Annotated in this window: 18 protein-coding genes; 13 read left to right on the forward strand and 5 right to left on the reverse strand. The window is 62.0% G+C overall.

What is annotated here, in order from left to right:
* Positions 1-11 precede the first annotated feature (11 nt).
* The gene (hslV, locus tag AC0L3N_RS00225) at positions 12-563 is read right to left on the reverse strand and encodes an ATP-dependent protease subunit HslV (RefSeq protein WP_192357920.1); all 552 of its coding nucleotides are present in this window, start codon (positions 561-563) and stop codon (positions 12-14) included.
* Between the two features lie 223 nt (positions 564-786).
* Here hslV and hisB point away from each other — a divergent pair, with 223 nt between their 5' ends.
* From hisB to AC0L3N_RS00275, 10 genes are all read left to right on the forward strand, one after another.
* A complete protein-coding gene (hisB, locus tag AC0L3N_RS00230; RefSeq protein WP_473544732.1) occupies positions 787-1,386 on the forward strand; it encodes an imidazoleglycerol-phosphate dehydratase HisB in 600 nt (199 codons plus the stop codon).
* A 3-nt stretch (positions 1,387-1,389) separates the two neighbouring features.
* The gene (locus AC0L3N_RS00235; protein WP_473544733.1) at positions 1,390-1,866 is read left to right on the forward strand and encodes a DUF2628 domain-containing protein; all 477 of its coding nucleotides are present in this window, start codon (positions 1,390-1,392) and stop codon (positions 1,864-1,866) included.
* A gap of 1 nt (position 1,867) precedes the next feature.
* Positions 1,868-2,518, forward strand: coding sequence for an imidazole glycerol phosphate synthase subunit HisH (gene hisH, locus AC0L3N_RS00240; protein ID WP_473544735.1), 651 nt, complete (start codon positions 1,868-1,870; stop codon positions 2,516-2,518).
* A 4-nt stretch (positions 2,519-2,522) separates the two neighbouring features.
* Positions 2,523-2,813, forward strand: coding sequence for a DUF1330 domain-containing protein (locus AC0L3N_RS00245; RefSeq protein ID WP_473544737.1), 291 nt, complete (start codon positions 2,523-2,525; stop codon positions 2,811-2,813).
* Positions 2,814-2,815: 2 nt separating this feature from the next.
* On the forward strand, positions 2,816-3,565 hold the full coding sequence (gene hisA / locus AC0L3N_RS00250; RefSeq protein WP_473544739.1) for a 1-(5-phosphoribosyl)-5-[(5-phosphoribosylamino)methylideneamino]imidazole-4-carboxamide isomerase: 750 nt from the start codon (positions 2,816-2,818) through the stop codon (positions 3,563-3,565).
* Positions 3,562-4,398, forward strand: coding sequence for an arginase family protein (locus AC0L3N_RS00255; RefSeq protein ID WP_473544741.1), 837 nt, complete (start codon positions 3,562-3,564; stop codon positions 4,396-4,398). The genes hisA and AC0L3N_RS00255 overlap by 4 nt, the downstream gene beginning before the upstream one ends.
* Complete coding sequence (hisF, locus tag AC0L3N_RS00260; RefSeq protein ID WP_473545253.1) at positions 4,395-5,189, forward strand: imidazole glycerol phosphate synthase subunit HisF; 795 nt, start codon at positions 4,395-4,397, stop codon at positions 5,187-5,189. Before AC0L3N_RS00255 ends, hisF begins: the two co-directional genes overlap by 4 nt.
* 60 nt (positions 5,190-5,249) lie before the next feature.
* Entirely contained in the window at positions 5,250-5,576 is a 327-nt protein-coding gene (locus tag AC0L3N_RS00265) for a phosphoribosyl-ATP diphosphatase (RefSeq protein ID WP_095494006.1), read from the forward strand.
* 24 nt (positions 5,577-5,600) lie between these two features.
* On the forward strand, positions 5,601-6,560 hold the full coding sequence (gene coaA / locus AC0L3N_RS00270; protein WP_095494005.1) for a type I pantothenate kinase: 960 nt from the start codon (positions 5,601-5,603) through the stop codon (positions 6,558-6,560).
* 84 nt (positions 6,561-6,644) lie between these two features.
* On the forward strand, positions 6,645-7,133 hold the full coding sequence (locus AC0L3N_RS00275; protein ID WP_244602607.1) for a GtrA family protein: 489 nt from the start codon (positions 6,645-6,647) through the stop codon (positions 7,131-7,133).
* Positions 7,134-7,160: 27 nt separating this feature from the next.
* On the opposite strand, the gene AC0L3N_RS00280 is transcribed toward AC0L3N_RS00275, so the two are convergent.
* The 4 genes from AC0L3N_RS00280 to AC0L3N_RS00295 form a co-directional block, all read right to left on the reverse strand.
* Positions 7,161-7,778, reverse strand: a complete 618-nt coding sequence (locus AC0L3N_RS00280) for an alpha-ketoglutarate-dependent dioxygenase AlkB (protein ID WP_473544744.1) — start codon at positions 7,776-7,778, stop codon at positions 7,161-7,163.
* A 109-nt stretch (positions 7,779-7,887) separates the two neighbouring features.
* Positions 7,888-8,367, reverse strand: coding sequence for a peptidoglycan-binding protein LysM (gene lysM, locus AC0L3N_RS00285; protein ID WP_473544746.1), 480 nt, complete (start codon positions 8,365-8,367; stop codon positions 7,888-7,890).
* Positions 8,368-8,469: 102 nt separating this feature from the next.
* Positions 8,470-8,907: an alternative ribosome rescue aminoacyl-tRNA hydrolase ArfB gene (gene arfB, locus AC0L3N_RS00290; protein WP_123146241.1), complete on the reverse strand. Its 438-nt coding sequence runs from the start codon at positions 8,905-8,907 to the stop codon at positions 8,470-8,472.
* Positions 8,908-8,992: 85 nt separating this feature from the next.
* Positions 8,993-10,603 carry a phosphoenolpyruvate carboxykinase gene (locus AC0L3N_RS00295; protein ID WP_123146242.1) on the reverse strand — a complete coding sequence of 537 codons (1,611 nt, stop codon included), beginning with the start codon at positions 10,601-10,603 and terminating at the stop codon, positions 8,993-8,995.
* Between the two features lie 343 nt (positions 10,604-10,946).
* Here AC0L3N_RS00295 and AC0L3N_RS00300 point away from each other — a divergent pair, with 343 nt between their 5' ends.
* From AC0L3N_RS00300 to AC0L3N_RS00310, 3 genes are all read left to right on the forward strand, one after another.
* Positions 10,947-11,648 (forward strand): response regulator transcription factor, encoded by a 702-nt coding sequence (locus AC0L3N_RS00300; protein WP_023796909.1) that lies wholly within the window; start codon positions 10,947-10,949, stop codon positions 11,646-11,648.
* A gap of 84 nt (positions 11,649-11,732) precedes the next feature.
* Entirely contained in the window at positions 11,733-13,514 is a 1,782-nt protein-coding gene (locus AC0L3N_RS00305; protein WP_473544749.1) for a stimulus-sensing domain-containing protein, read from the forward strand.
* Between the two features lie 178 nt (positions 13,515-13,692).
* Entirely contained in the window at positions 13,693-14,154 is a 462-nt protein-coding gene (locus AC0L3N_RS00310; RefSeq protein ID WP_473544750.1) for an HPr kinase/phosphorylase, read from the forward strand.
* Positions 14,155-14,263 lie beyond the last annotated feature (109 nt).

Raw genomic sequence — 14,263 nt, forward strand, 5'->3', positions numbered from 1 at the left:
CAGCGGCCGGCTCAGCCGGCATCGAGGGTTTCGATGACAAAGTTGTTGTTGGTGTAGACGCAAATGTCGGATGCGATCTGCATCGCCTTGCGGGCGATTTCTTCGGCATCCTTGTCGGAGTCCATCAGCGCGCGCGCCGCGGCCAGCGCGTAGTTGCCGCCCGAACCGATGGCCATGACGCCATGTTCGGGTTCGAGCACGTCGCCGGTGCCGGTCAGCGCCAGTGAGACCGACTTGTCGGCAACCAGCATCATCGCTTCCAGCCGGCGCAGATAGCGGTCGGTGCGCCAGTCCTTGGCGAGTTCGACGCAGGCCCGCGTCAATTGCTCCGGATATTGTTCGAGCTTGGCCTCGAGCCGCTCCAGAAGCGTGAAGGCATCAGCGGTGGCACCGGCGAAACCGGCAATGACATTGCCGCTTTTGCCAATGCGGCGCACCTTCTTGGCGTTGCCTTTCATGATCGTCTGGCCAAGGCTGACCTGGCCATCACCGGCGATCACCACCTTGCCGCCCCTGCGCACGGTCAGAATCGTCGTGGCGTGCATGGTCAGTTCATTCGACATCTTCTGCTCCGATCAGCACCGATCCCGAAAAGGCGATTGGCGCGTTACGAGTGACTTGATCGACCATATGTATGCATAGGTCCGATGATTGCAAACCGGTCATCCGCAGGCTCGATATCCCTTGGCATGGCAACTGGCAATCGCCGGATCATGCTGCTAGAAGGCTCTCGTTTTCAAGCACGTGAACGCTTGGAACGTCTGAACTCTGCACAAGGATGAGGTTATGCCGCCCCGTTCCGCCAACGCCAGCCGCAAGACTGGGGAAACCGACATCTCCGTATCGGTCCAGGTCGACGGCTCGGGAAAATCCGATATTTCGACGGGCGTCGGCTTCTTCGACCACATGCTGGACCAGTTGTCGCGCCATTCGCTGATCGACATGACGGTCAAGGCCAAGGGCGATCTGCACATAGACGACCACCACACGATCGAGGACACCGGCATCGCGCTCGGCCAGGCGCTGGCCAAGGCGTTGGGCGAGCGGCGCGGCATCATGCGCTATGCCTCGGTCGATCTCGCCATGGACGAGACGCTGACGCGCGCGGCGATCGACGTCTCCGGCCGTCCTTTCCTTGTCTGGAACGTTGCGTTCTCGTCGCCGAAGATCGGCACGTTCGACACCGAACTGGTGCGCGAGTTCTTCCAGGCGCTGGCGCAGAATGCCGGCATCACGCTGCATGTCACCAACCATTACGGCGCCAACAATCACCACATCGCCGAGACCTGCTTCAAGGCGGTGGCGCGTACGCTGCGCATCGCGCTTGAAAGCGACCCGCGCCAGCCGGATGCGGTTCCTTCCACCAAGGGATCTCTGAAGGGATAGGCGATGGCGATCTATGTCGTGATGGAACCGCCGGGCCGCGGCAAAAAGCCTGACACAACGGCCTTTGTCCGGGATGGGTTTTCCTGGCTCGGCTTCCTCGTGCCGCCGCTGTGGTTGCTCTGGCACCGGTTGTGGATCGAGGCAGCACTGACGTTTGTCGCCATGGCTCTCCTTTCGATGCTTGCCGAAGGATTGAGCCTTGGGCTCGCTGGCCCCCTGCTGTCGCTGCTTGTATCGCTCTATGTCGGTCTGGAAGGTCAGGCCTTGCGGATTGCCGCATTGCGCCGTCGTGGCTGGCTTGAATGGGGCGTCGTCGCGGCCGACAGGATCGATGATGCCGATACGCGCTATGTGCTGGAAGCCGAAGCGCATTCGGATGAGCAAGCGCCCGCGCAACGCATCGTCCCGGATCCAGCCCATGCCCGGCCAGCACATATGGGCATCGCGCTGGGGTTGAACCACACTCCGGGAAGACCCTGACATGCGGGTCGCAATCATCGATTACGGCTCGGGCAACCTGCGCTCGGCCACCAAGGCCTTCGAGCGCGCCGCGCATGAAGCCGGTATAGCCGCCGCGATCGACCTGACCGCCAACGCCGAGCGTGTTAGAACCGCCGACCGCATCGTCCTGCCCGGCGTCGGCGCCTATGCCGATTGCGCGGCCGGGCTGCGCGCTGTGGCCGGCATGTGGGAAGCGATCGAGGAGGTCGCGACCGTCAAGGGGCGGCCGTTCCTCGGCATCTGCGTCGGCATGCAGCTGATGTCGGAGCGGGGCCTGGAAAAGACCGTTACAAAAGGTTTTGGCTGGATCGCCGGGGACGTCAAGGAGATCACCCCGGCCGATCCTGCGCTGAAGATCCCGCAGATCGGCTGGAACACGATCGAGCTCACGCGCAAGCACCCGCTGTTTTCCGGCATTCCGACCGGCGCCAAGGGATTGCACGCCTATTTCGTCCATTCCTATCATCTCGACGCGCAGAAGCCGGAGGACGTGCTGGCGATTGCCGATTACGGTGGTCCGGTGACGGCCACTGTTGTCAGCGACAATCTCGCCGGCACGCAGTTCCATCCCGAAAAGAGCCAGGCGCTTGGCCTGGCGCTGATCACCAATTTCTTACGCTGGAGGCCCTAGGATCATGAGTAAGAAAGGCTACTGGGTGGTCATGCTCACGGTGACTGACCCCGAGGGTTACCAGCGCTACCGCGACGCCATCGGTGACGCCATTTCGCGCTACGACGGTCGCTATCTCGTGCGCGGCGGAGAGGTCACAAACCCCGAAGGATCGGAATTTGACAGGCATGTTGTGGTCGAGTTCGACTCTTACCAGACAGCGCTGAATTGTTACCAGTCGCCGGCCTATCAGACCGCACTACGGAATCGACTGGCGGCTTCGACCGGCCATTTCGCGATCGTCGAGGGCGCCTGAAAGTGATCCTGTTCCCGGCTATCGATCTGAAGGACGGCAAGTGCGTGCGCCTGAAGCACGGCGATATGGCGACCGCGACGATCTACAATGACGACCCGGGCGCGCAGGCCAGGGCCTTCGAGCAACAGGGCTTTGAATGGCTGCATGTCGTCGACCTCAACGGCGCCTTCAAGGGCAAGAGTGTCAACAGCGCGGCGGTCGGCGCCATCCTCAAGGCGACAAAAAACCCGGTGCAGCTCGGCGGCGGCATCCGCACCCTGGCGCAGATCGAGGACTGGCTCGATCGCGGGCTGGCCCGGATCATTCTCGGCACGGTGGCGGTGCGCGATCCCGATCTGGTCAGGCAGGCCTGCAAGGCGTTCCCGGGAAAGATCGCCGTCGGCATCGACGCCAAGGGCGGCAAGGTGGCGGTCGAGGGCTGGGCAGAGGCCTCGAGCCTCGGCGTCATCGAACTGGCGAGGAAGTTCGAGGGCGCCGGCGTCGCCGCCATCATCTACACCGACATCGACCGCGACGGTGTGCTGACCGGCATAAACTGGCATGCCACCATCGATCTCGCCGAAGCGGTTTCGATCCCGGTCATAGCCTCCGGGGGGCTCGCCTCGATCGCCGACATCGTGCGCATGACCATGCCCGATGCGCAAAAACTCGAAGGCGCCATCTCCGGCCGCGCGCTATATGACGGGCGTGTCGATCCGGCCGAAGCACTGGCCATCCTGGCGGCAGGATCGGAGAAGGCGAGGGCGCGATGAAACTCTCGATTATCCTTGCACCCTATGACAGCGGCTTTTACCACGCCGGCTTTGGCCAGGGCCCCGACGCCATCATTGCCGGCGGGCTTGTCGATGAACTTGCCTTGCGCGGCCATGATGTCATCGTCGAGGACATCGGCGAGGTCGGCGATGCCCAGAAGCGCGAAATCGCGACAGGCTTCGCGGTTTGTCGGGCAGTCGCCACCAAGGTCGACATGGCGCGCGACGATGAGCGTTTTCCCATCGTGCTCGCCGGAAATTGCCTGACCGCCGTCGGTGCGGTGGCTGGCGATACCGCAGATTCGATCATCTGGATCGATCAGCACGGCGACCTCAATACGCCCGAGACGTCCGCCTACGGGTTTCTCGACGGCATGGCGCTGGCAACGACGCTGGGGCTCTGCTGGCGCCCGATGACGTCAGCGATTCCCGGCTTTCAGGCGATCGACCCGTCGCGGTGCATGCTGGTCGATGCACGCGACCTCGACCCCGATGAAAGGGGGCTTCTAGAGACGTTGCCGATCATTCGTGCCCAATGGGCCGATGCACTCGACAATGTCGGAAAGCTCAAGGCGGCCGGCGCGGCCCAAGTCCATTTGCATCTGGATCTGGACGTTCACGATCCGGATGTGCTGCAGGTGAATCGCTATGCACGGCCGGGAGGTCCAAATCCGGAGCAGCTGCGGCAACTGGTTTGCGAGCTGGCCAAGTCGATCCCGATCGTCGGCATTACCCTGTCCGCCTACGATCCTGCCTTTGACGCCAAGGGCGAGGTTCCGCCTGTCGTCGGGCAATTGCTTGGCGATTTTCTTGCCGCGTTTGGAAGGATCTGATGCTGAAAGCCCGCGTCATCCCCTGTCTCGACGTCAAGAACGGCCGCGTCGTCAAGGGCGTCAACTTCGTCGACCTGGTCGATGCCGGCGATCCGGTCGAGGCAGCCAAGGCCTATGATGCCGCCGGCGCCGACGAGCTCTGCTTTCTCGACATCACCGCTACGTCCGAAAATCGCGAGACCATCTTCGACATCGTCGCCCGCACCGCCGAACAATGCTTCATGCCACTGACCGTCGGCGGCGGCGTGCGCCAGGTCGCCGACATAAGAAAGCTGCTTTTGGCCGGCGCCGACAAGGTATCGATCAATACGGCGGCGGTGAAGAATCCCGATTTCGTCGCCGAGGCGGCCGATAAGTTCGGCAACCAGTGCATCGTCGTCGCCATCGACGCCAAGATAGTGTCGGCCGAAGGCGAGGCCGACCGTTGGGAGATTTTCACCCATGGCGGCCGTGAGAAGACCGGCATCGACGCGGTCGAATTCGCTCAGCAGATGGTCGATCGCGGCGCCGGCGAGATCCTGCTGACGTCGATGGATCGCGACGGCACCAAGGCCGGCTACGACATCGCGCTCACCCGCGCGGTCGCCGACGCCGTGCGTGCGCCGGTCATCGCCTCCGGCGGCGTCGGCACGCTCGATCACATGGTCGAGGGCATTCGCGACGGCCATGCCGGCGCGGTGCTGGCGGCATCGATCTTCCATTTCGGCACCTACAGCATTGCCGAAGCCAAGGCGCATATGGCCCGCGCCGGCCTGCCGATGCGACTGGACACCCCAGGTGATCGGCTCTAAAGCAAAGTGGCAACCGGTTTTCGGAAAAGATCATGCTTAAACAAGCAGATAGATGGCGCAATGGCTGAGTTTTCGCTCTCCGAGCTGGAGACAATCATCAGGGAACGCGCGCATTCCGGCGATCCGGATTCGTGGACGGCAAAGCTGTTCGCACGCGGCATCGACAAGGCGGCGCAGAAGCTCGGCGAAGAGGCGGTCGAAACGGTTATCGCGGCCGTTGGCGGTGACAGACAAGCCCTCGTTTCGGAAAGCGCCGATCTCATCTATCATTGGCTTGTCGTTCTGGGCGTCGCCGGCATTCCGCTTGCCGATGTCCTGACCGAACTCGAACGCCGCACCGGTCGTTCGGGCATCGCCGAAAAGGCGTCTCGGCAGGACCGGGGCTGATCGCTGCGGAGGGTAGGAAACTCGATGGACCAGCTCGCCCCCACCGAGAAATATTCGCCCTTTCGTTTTTTCTCGGCGGAGCAATGGTCGCAGTTCCGCGCCGACACGCCGATGACGCTCGGCGAGGACGAGGTCCGTCGCCTGCGTTCGCTCAACGACCCGGTCGACCTTGAAGAGGTCAAGCGCATCTATCTTTCGCTGTCGCGGCTTTTGTCGGCCCATGTCGAGGCGAGCCAGCTTCTGTTCAGGCAGCGCCAGGCCTTCTTCAACGCGATGGATGTCGTCAAAACGCCCTTCATCATCGGCATTGCCGGCTCTGTCGCGGTCGGCAAATCGACCACGGCTCGCGTGCTCAAGGAATTGCTGGCGCGCTGGCCGTCGAGCCCCAAGGTCGATCTGATCACCACTGACGGCTTCCTGCTTCCCAACGAAATCCTGCGCCGCAACAATCTGATGGAGCGCAAGGGCTTTCCCGACAGCTACGATGTCGGCGCATTGCTGCGTTTCCTGTCGGGCATCAAATCGGCGCAGCGCAATGTCCGCGCGCCTGTTTATTCGCACCTGACCTACGACGTCGTTCCCGGCGAGTTCCAGACTATCGACCGGCCGGATATATTGATCTTCGAAGGCATCAACGTGCTGCAGCCGGGCAAGCTGCCGAAGGACGGCAAGATCGTGCCTTTCCTGTCAGATTTCTTCGACTTCGCCATCTATATCGATGCCGAAGAGGAGCTGATCCATCAATGGTACATCGCCCGCTTCATGCGGCTGCGCGAGACCGCCTTCCGCGATCCGGACTCCTTCTTCCACCGCTATTCGCAACTTTCGCAGGCAGCGGCCCGCGCCATCGCCGAAGGCCTTTGGACCAACATCAATCTGAAGAATTTGCGCGAGAACATCCTGCCGACGCGAGCCCGCGCCGATCTCATCCTGCGCAAGGGCGCCAATCATCTGGTCGAGGAAGTGGCGCTCAGGAAGCTGTAACGAAGCGGTTAACGGCGCTTTAGGCAGTACCCGCTACCGTTCGATTGCCAATTCCAGAGCATTTGTCGGGAGCCGGTGATCAATATGCCTGCAATGCGCCGGCCTGACATTTCCGCCTGGCGCGGAACACTTGCTCTGCGCCGGCTTCTCAAATTCACCTCTGTGGGACTTGCGGCCACAGTGCTCTACGCGCTTTGTGCCAGCCTCTTCACCAGTGCCGGGTCAACATACCTGTCGCCGGCCACAGCCTCGGTCGCCGCCTACGTGGCCGCAGCAATATTCTCCTATCTCGGCCACAAGTTTTTCACGTTCATGTCGGCCGGCTCGCATCAATTCGAAGCGCCGCGTTTCGCCGTGCTGACCGGATTCGGCCTTGCCATCGCCTATCTTCTTCCGCTGCTCCTCGTCGGGCAGTTCGGCCTGCCGGTCGCAGTTCCGATACTGCTCACTTGCATTCTCATTCCCGTGGTCAACTTTGTCGTTCTCGAACGCTGGATCTTTTCCGGCGGTTCAGCGGCGGGCCTGGACCATGACCCAAAGCGGGTGCCGGTTTTACGAAAATCCGATGCTTAATACGGCGCGACTTGAAGGTCCGCCGTCCTAACCAGGATAGGTCACCCGCCTCAGCGTAAGATTGATCCGTCCGCCATTCTTCAGCAGTGCCGAGGTCGACGGATAAATACGGTCGACGCCGTGAAAACAGAGGCGGCCTTCGCCACCAAGCACGACGATGTCGCCGCTTTTCAGCTTGAACGATTTGGTGCCGCCTTCGCGCGTGCTCTGGCCGACCCTGAACAGGCAATCGTCGCCCAGGGAAACGGAAACGACCGGCGCGGAGAAATCGATCTCGTCGCGGTCTTGATGAAGGCCCATCTTCGCGTCCGGCGAATAGAAATTGACCAGGCAAGCCTCCGGCGGATGCGGATAGGCAGACACGTCCCGCCACAGCTGCAGCAGCACGTCGGGGATCGGCGGCCAGGGCGTTCCGGTCACCGGGTGCGTCGGCTGGTAGCGATAGCCGCGCTCCTTATCGGTCACCCAGCCGAGCGAACCGCAATTGGTCATGCGCACGCTCATCTCCTTGCCGGTGCGCGGCATGGCCGGCACGAACAGGGGGGCCTCCTGCACGACCCGTCTCACATCCTCGACCAGCGCTTCCTGCACTGCACGGGACAGATAGCCGGGCATGTGGCGGACGCCTTTGGGCAGGACGAGCATGGTCGCTTGATCCGTTGGTCTGCAAACAACCAGAATGCCACCATCAAATGAAAACGGCGACCCGAAAGCCGCCATTGTCGATTGCTGTTGCCGATCTGGCCCGAACTGGTCAGGCCTGATCGAGATCCGGGACACGCAGGACCTGCCCCGGATAGATCTTGTCCGGATGGGTCAGCATCGGCTTGTTGGCCTCGAAAATGATCGTGTTCTTCGCACCCTTGCCCTTGCCGTAGCTCTTTTCGGCGATCTTCCAGAGGTTGTCGCCTTTCTTGACCGTATAGAAGGTCGGTTCCTTGGCCGGGGCAGCGGGTGTGCCGGATTCGGGGGCGGCGACCTGCAACTCATCCGCCTGCACCTTGGACACGCCGAGCGTGTTGCCGACGGCGATAACCGCCTTTTCGAAGATCGACTGATCCTTGACTACGCCTTTCAGCACAGCCGTATCGCCTTTTACGTCGACTTCCACATTGTCGGTGCCGAGCGCGTGCGAATCGAGTTCTTTCTTCAGCGTATCGGCGGTCGGCTCCGGCTCATCGTCGCCGAATCCGAGCTTCTTGCCGACGCCCTTGACGAAATCAAACATGCCCATCTGTGGTCTCCCTTGCTGTGGCGAATAGCGAACTTGCCACCTGCAACCTTGAATTGGAAGCCGTCTCGACCGCGCAATCGATGTCGCCTATCGCACGTCGCTCTAATCGTCGGCCACCCGGCCGCGCAGTTTCTTGATTGTGCCGCGCCCAGCCTTGGTCTTCAGCCGCCTTTCGACCGCGCCTTTCGACGGCCTCGTCTTTTTGCGCGGCGGTGGCGGCGGTTCGGCGGCCTTGGCAACCAGTTCCGCAAGCCGCGCCCGGGCGTCCGCTCGGTTCTGCTCTTGCGTGCGGAAGCGCCCGGCCTCGATGACGATGACGCCGTCCTTGGTGGCGCGCTGGCCGGCCAGCTTTATGGTTCGCTCGCGGACGCGCTCCGACAGGCCCGGCGCATTCGCCGCATCGAAGCGCAATTGCACCGCCGTCGCCACCTTGTTGACGTTCTGGCCGCCAGGGCCGGACGAGCGGATGAAGTCCTCGTGCAGGTCATCCGGATGGATCACCGCATCGTCGGCAATGATGATCTTGTCGTCGGCGTTCATGCCGCAGTCATGGCGCGGCGGACGAAAAAAGAAAAGGCCCGATCCCCCGGGTCGGGCCTTGATGCGCAGGGTACCCAGCCGGCGATTATTCCGCGGCTTCGCGCATGCGCGGCGCGGCGCCGAGCACAATGGCGTCGACATGAGGTTCGAATTTTTCGAAATTGATGGCAAACATGCCGACCAGCCTCGCCGCCTGCAGGTCATAGGCTGAGGTATCGGCCCAGGTCGATCTCGGATCGAGAATGGCGCTGTCGACGCCCGCAACCGCCACCGGCACATCGAAACCAAAATTGGCGTCGGTGCGGAAATCGGCCCCTTTCAGCGAGCCGTCGAGCGCCGCGGCAAGCAGCGCCCGCGTCGCCTTGATCGGCATCCGCTTGCCGGTGCCGTAGGCGCCGCCGGTCCAGCCGGTGTTGACCAGCCAGCAATCGACTCCGTGATGAGCGATCAGCTCGCGCAGCAGATTGCCGTATTCCGACGGATGGCGCGGCATGAACGGCGCGCCGAAACAGGTCGAAAACGTCGCTTCGGGTTCGGTGACGCCCTTTTCTGTCCCAGCCACCTTGGCGGTATAGCCGGAGAGGAAATGATACATCGCCTGCGCCGGGGTCAGCCGGGCGATGGGCGGCATCACGCCGAATGCGTCGGCGGTCAGCATGATGATGTTTTTCGGGTGACCGGCGCGGCCCGTCTTGCTGGCGTTGGGGATGAAGTGGAGCGGGTAGGCGCAGCGCGTGTTTTCAGTGAGACTGCCGTCGTCGAAATCCGGGACGCGGCCCGCATCGAGCACCACATTCTCCAGCACCGTGCCGAAGCGTTGGGTGGTGGCGAAGATCTCCGGCTCGGCTTCGGCCGAAAGCTTTATCGTCTTGGCATAGCAGCCGCCTTCGAAATTGAAGATGCCATGCGGACCCCAGCCGTGCTCGTCGTCGCCGACCAGCGTGCGCGACGGATCGGCCGACAGCGTCGTCTTGCCGGTTCCCGAGAGGCCGAAGAAGATCGCCGCATCTCCGCCGGTGCCTTCATTGGCCGAGCAATGCATCGGCATCACGCCCTTCGCCGGCAACAGATAGTTGAGCACGGTGAATACCGACTTCTTCATTTCGCCGGCATAGGAGGTGCCGCCAATCAGCACGATCATGCGCGAGAGATCGACGGCGATCACCGTTTCGGTGCGGGTGCCGTGGCGAACCGGATCGGCGCGGAACGACGGCAGGTCGATGATCGTCATGTCAGGCACGAAATGCTCGAGCTCGGCGGCTTCCGGGCGAATGAGCAGATTGCGGATAAACAAGGAGTGCCAGGCAAGCTCCGTGACGACCCTGGTCGTCAGCTTCAAGTCCTCGTCAGCGCCGCCGACCAGGTCCTGCACATAAAGGTCCTTGTCCGCCGCATGGATGCGAAAATCGGCGAGCAGCGTGTCGAACTGGGTGGGGGAAATCGCCTTGTTGTTGTCCCACCATACATGCGGCCCTGTGGTCTCGTCGCGCACGACGAATTTGTCCTTGGGCGAGCGGCCGGTGTGCTGCCCGGTCTCGGCGACGAGCGCGCCATGCGCGGTGAGCCGGGCCTCGCCGCGGCGGACCGCTTCCTCGTAAAGGACGGCCTCCCCGAAATTATAGCGCACCGCGCCCGTAGTCGTTAGGCCAATCCGATCGATCGCCCATGCGGGATTGCGTTTGCCGGCTTCCGACATGAGGGGTTCCTTCTTCGATTTGCAGCATCCTGGCCGGCGAATTTCCGGAGCCCCCACCAAGGAGACTGTAACGGTGAGAACCAGAAAAGCCAAATGATATCAAATAATTAATCGATTTAAATATTTTGAAAGTTGTTTAAATCGTTTATATGTGCAAAAAGTCAGGTGGTTGCCCACAGGATTGGCGGTCTTAACAGTCCAATCCATGTTGAGGTGAAATCGTGGCCGCCGGCATGCCGCTCGTGACAGCGGACGAAGCCTGTGCCACATTTTGTACCTAATTTGTCCTGCAAAAGCCCCTTCTCGACCAAAGAAGGGACAGCTCATGAGGGAGCCACTTGAAATGGCAACAATCGCGCTTGTCGACGACGACCGCAACATTCTGACGTCGGTGTCGATCGCCCTGGAATCGGAGGGATATCGAGTCGAAACCTACACGGATGGGGCGTCGGCGCTGGAAGGCCTGGCGGCGCGCCCGCCGAACCTCGCCATCCTCGACATCAAGATGCCGCGCATGGACGGCATGGAGCTTCTGCGCCGGATGCGCCAGAAATCCGACCTGCCGGTGATCTTCCTGACGTCCAAGGACGACGAGATCGATGAGCTTTTCGGCCTCAAGATGGGTGCCGATGACTTCATCCGTAAACCCTTCTCGCAGCGTCTTCTGGTCGAGCGGGTTCGCGCCGTGCTGCGCCGTGCCAGCGCCCGCGAAGCGTCGGCCAAGACGCCCAACCAGCAGGCCCGTTCGCTCGAGCGCGGCCAACTTGTCATGGACCAGGAGCGTCACACCTGCACCTGGAAGGGCGAGCCGGTGACGCTTACCGTCACCGAGTTTCTGATCCTGCATTCTCTGGCCCAGCGTCCCGGTGTGGTAAAAAGCCGTGATGCGCTGATGGATTCGGCCTATGATGAGCAGGTCTATGTCGATGACCGCACCATTGACAGTCACATCAAGCGGCTTCGCAAGAAGTTCAAGGCCGTCGATGATGACTTTGAGATGATCGAAACCCTTTACGGAGTCGGATATCGGTTCCGCGAAGCATGAATTGATGCATGTCGCCCAAAAGTGGTCCCGGTTTTGGGACAACGACATGCATCAAAACCAGGACTGAGCGGGGGCTGCTATTCGATGGCAGTGGACGTAGAGAGAGTGAGACGGACGGGCGCCCGGCGCCCGTCGCGGATTCTGCCGGCATTCCTGTCGAGAATCACGGTGCCGATGCGCCGCTTCCTCGGCCACCATATCTTTTCCAGCCTGACGCGGCGCATTCTCTTCCTCAACCTCGCCGGCCTGGCCGTCCTGGTCACCGGCATTCTCTACCTCAACACGTTTCGCGACGGGCTGATCGATGCCCGCGTCGAGAGCCTGATGACCCAGGGCGAGATCATCGCCGGCGCGATCGCGGCATCGGCGACGGTTGAGACCGATTCGATCAGCATCGATCCGGAAAAACTGCTGGAACTGCAGGCCGGCGAAAGCCTAGGCCCCGGCTCCGATCAGCTCGACAATCTGGATTTCCCGATCAATCCGGAGCGCGTCGCGCCGGTGCTCAGGCGGTTGATTTCGCCGACGCGGACGCGCGCCCGCATCTATGACCGCGACGCCAATCTACTGCTCGATTCGCGCCATCTTTATTCGCGCGGCCAGATCCTTCGCTACGACCTGCCGCCGACCGACAAGGAAGAGCCCGATCTTCTGGAACGTATCCAGAAATTTGTCTTCGACTTCTTCCGCAACACCGCGCTGCCGGTCTACCATGAACAGCCGGGCGGCAACGGCGCTGCATTTCCGGAGGTGGTCAAGGCGCTTACCGGCAGCCCGTCGACCATCGTGCGGATCTCCGAACAGGGCGAGCAGATTGTTTCGGTCGCCGTGCCGATCCAGCGCTTCCGCGCCGTCCTCGGCGTGCTGATGCTGTCGACGGAAGGCGGCGACATCGACAAGATCGTCGCGGCCGAGCGCAAGGCGATCCTGCGCGTCTTCGGCATCGCCGCCCTTGTCACCGCCATCCTGTCGATGCTGCTCGCCTCGACCATCGCCAACCCGCTGCGCCGGCTGTCGGCGGCGGCGGTCAGGGTGCGGCGCGGCGTCAAGAATCGCGAGGAAATCCCTGATTTCTCCGACCGGCAGGACGAGATCGGCAATCTGTCGATCGCCGTGCGCGACATGACCAATGCGCTCTACGCCCGCATCGAGGCGATCGAAAGTTTCGCGGCTGATGTCTCGCACGAATTGAAGAACCCGCTGACCTCGCTGCGCAGCGCGGTGGAGACCCTGCCGCTGGCCAAGAACGACACCTCGCGCGGCCGGCTGATGGAGATCATCCAGCACGACGTCAGGCGGCTGGACCGTCTCATCACCGACATTTCCGACGCCTCCCGTCTTGACGCCGAGCTCGCGCGGGAAGACGCAGGAACCGTGGATCTCAAGAAATTCATCACGGATCTGGTCGACGTTTCGCGCACGGCGACGCGCAACAAGAAGACGGTCGAGATCGAGTTCAAGGTCTCCAAACTGCCGCAGGGCGTCAAAGGCTACTTCGTCGCCGGTCATGATCTGAGGATCGGCCAGGTCATCACCAATCTGATCGAGAATGCCCGCTCCTTCGTTCCTGAAGAGCGCGGCCACATTGCCATATCTCTGGCGCGCGCCGGCAAGGTCAACATCATCACCGTCGACGACAATGGTCCCGGTATAAGGGCCGACAACATCGACCGCATCTTCGAACGCTTCTACACCGACCGGCCGGCCGGCGAAGCGTTCGGCCAGAATTCAGGCCTCGGCCTGTCGATCAGCAGGCAGATCGTCGAAGCCCATGGCGGCACGCTGACCGCCGAGAACATCCCGGGCACCAAACCCGGCGAGATCAAGGGCGCGCGCTTCGTCGTGACACTGCCGGCCGAAGGCTGACGCATGATCCCGAAAAAGTGGGAACCGGTTTTCGGACGAGATCATGCGTAAACCAAAAAGCATGATCCAAAAAGTGGGCACCGGTTTTCGGAACAAGATCATGCGTAAACCAAAAAGCATGATCCCGAAAAAAGGGTCCGCGGCAGCGAAAAGTGGGGACCGGGTTTCGGACAAGATCATGCCTGATCCGACTGTGCAGGCTGAGAACATTCACGGCACGGCGATCCTGATCGGCGAGCGTGGTGTCCTTATCACGGGACCGTCCGGCTCGGGCAAGACGACGCTGGCTCTCGCCCTCGTCGATCATTGTCGCCGGCATGGATTGTTTTCGCGGCTGATCGGTGACGACAGGCTCCTCGCCGCCGATCACGCGGGGCGGCTGGTCTGTCGGGTGCCCGCTCCTATCGCCGGCCTCGCCGAGGTGCCCGGATTCGGTCCGCGGCCATTGTCGTTCGAGCCCGGCGGCGTGATCGACCTTCATGTCCGGCTGGTGCCGGCAAGCGAGATGCCCCGCTTCCAGGAAGATGTCAGTGAACCGATCGCGGGCGTTCTGGTGCCACGAATCGATTTTGCCGAACGCAACGTCTCCTCCGCCTTGCTGGCCATGATGGCGCGGCTGCCAATTGCGCCTTTCGTATAATCCGGTTCCCGGTTTTTTGCTGCAATGCGTCAAAATGGCCTGGGCCGGTGCAATTTTGGGCTTGTCAACGCGCCTCGCGTCGACAAGATAGCGCTCCCGCCGCCTGAAA

The sequence above is a fragment of the Mesorhizobium sp. WSM4807 genome (assembly GCF_055811615.1).

Bases quoted from the DNA above. Each gene is read 5' to 3' on its own strand.
- hslV (WP_192357920.1), bottom strand. From the start codon at position 563: ATGTCGAATGAACTGACCATGCACGCCACGACGATTCTGACCGTGCGC.
- hisB (WP_473544732.1), top strand. From the start codon at position 787: ATGCCGCCCCGTTCCGCCAACGCCAGCCGCAAGACTGGGGAAACCGAC.
- AC0L3N_RS00235 (WP_473544733.1), top strand. From the start codon at position 1,390: ATGGCGATCTATGTCGTGATGGAACCGCCGGGCCGCGGCAAAAAGCCT.
- hisH (WP_473544735.1), top strand. From the start codon at position 1,868: ATGCGGGTCGCAATCATCGATTACGGCTCGGGCAACCTGCGCTCGGCC.
- AC0L3N_RS00245 (WP_473544737.1), top strand. From the start codon at position 2,523: ATGAGTAAGAAAGGCTACTGGGTGGTCATGCTCACGGTGACTGACCCC.
- AC0L3N_RS00255 (WP_473544741.1), top strand. From the start codon at position 3,562: ATGAAACTCTCGATTATCCTTGCACCCTATGACAGCGGCTTTTACCAC.
- AC0L3N_RS00265 (WP_095494006.1), top strand. From the start codon at position 5,250: ATGGCTGAGTTTTCGCTCTCCGAGCTGGAGACAATCATCAGGGAACGC.
- coaA (WP_095494005.1), top strand. From the start codon at position 5,601: ATGGACCAGCTCGCCCCCACCGAGAAATATTCGCCCTTTCGTTTTTTC.
- AC0L3N_RS00275 (WP_244602607.1), top strand. From the start codon at position 6,645: ATGCCTGCAATGCGCCGGCCTGACATTTCCGCCTGGCGCGGAACACTT.
- AC0L3N_RS00280 (WP_473544744.1), bottom strand. From the start codon at position 7,778: ATGCTCGTCCTGCCCAAAGGCGTCCGCCACATGCCCGGCTATCTGTCC.
- lysM (WP_473544746.1), bottom strand. From the start codon at position 8,367: ATGGGCATGTTTGATTTCGTCAAGGGCGTCGGCAAGAAGCTCGGATTC.
- arfB (WP_123146241.1), bottom strand. From the start codon at position 8,907: ATGAACGCCGACGACAAGATCATCATTGCCGACGATGCGGTGATCCAT.
- AC0L3N_RS00295 (WP_123146242.1), bottom strand. From the start codon at position 10,603: ATGTCGGAAGCCGGCAAACGCAATCCCGCATGGGCGATCGATCGGATT.
- AC0L3N_RS00300 (WP_023796909.1), top strand. From the start codon at position 10,947: ATGGCAACAATCGCGCTTGTCGACGACGACCGCAACATTCTGACGTCG.
- AC0L3N_RS00305 (WP_473544749.1), top strand. From the start codon at position 11,733: ATGGCAGTGGACGTAGAGAGAGTGAGACGGACGGGCGCCCGGCGCCCG.
- AC0L3N_RS00310 (WP_473544750.1), top strand. From the start codon at position 13,693: ATGCCTGATCCGACTGTGCAGGCTGAGAACATTCACGGCACGGCGATC.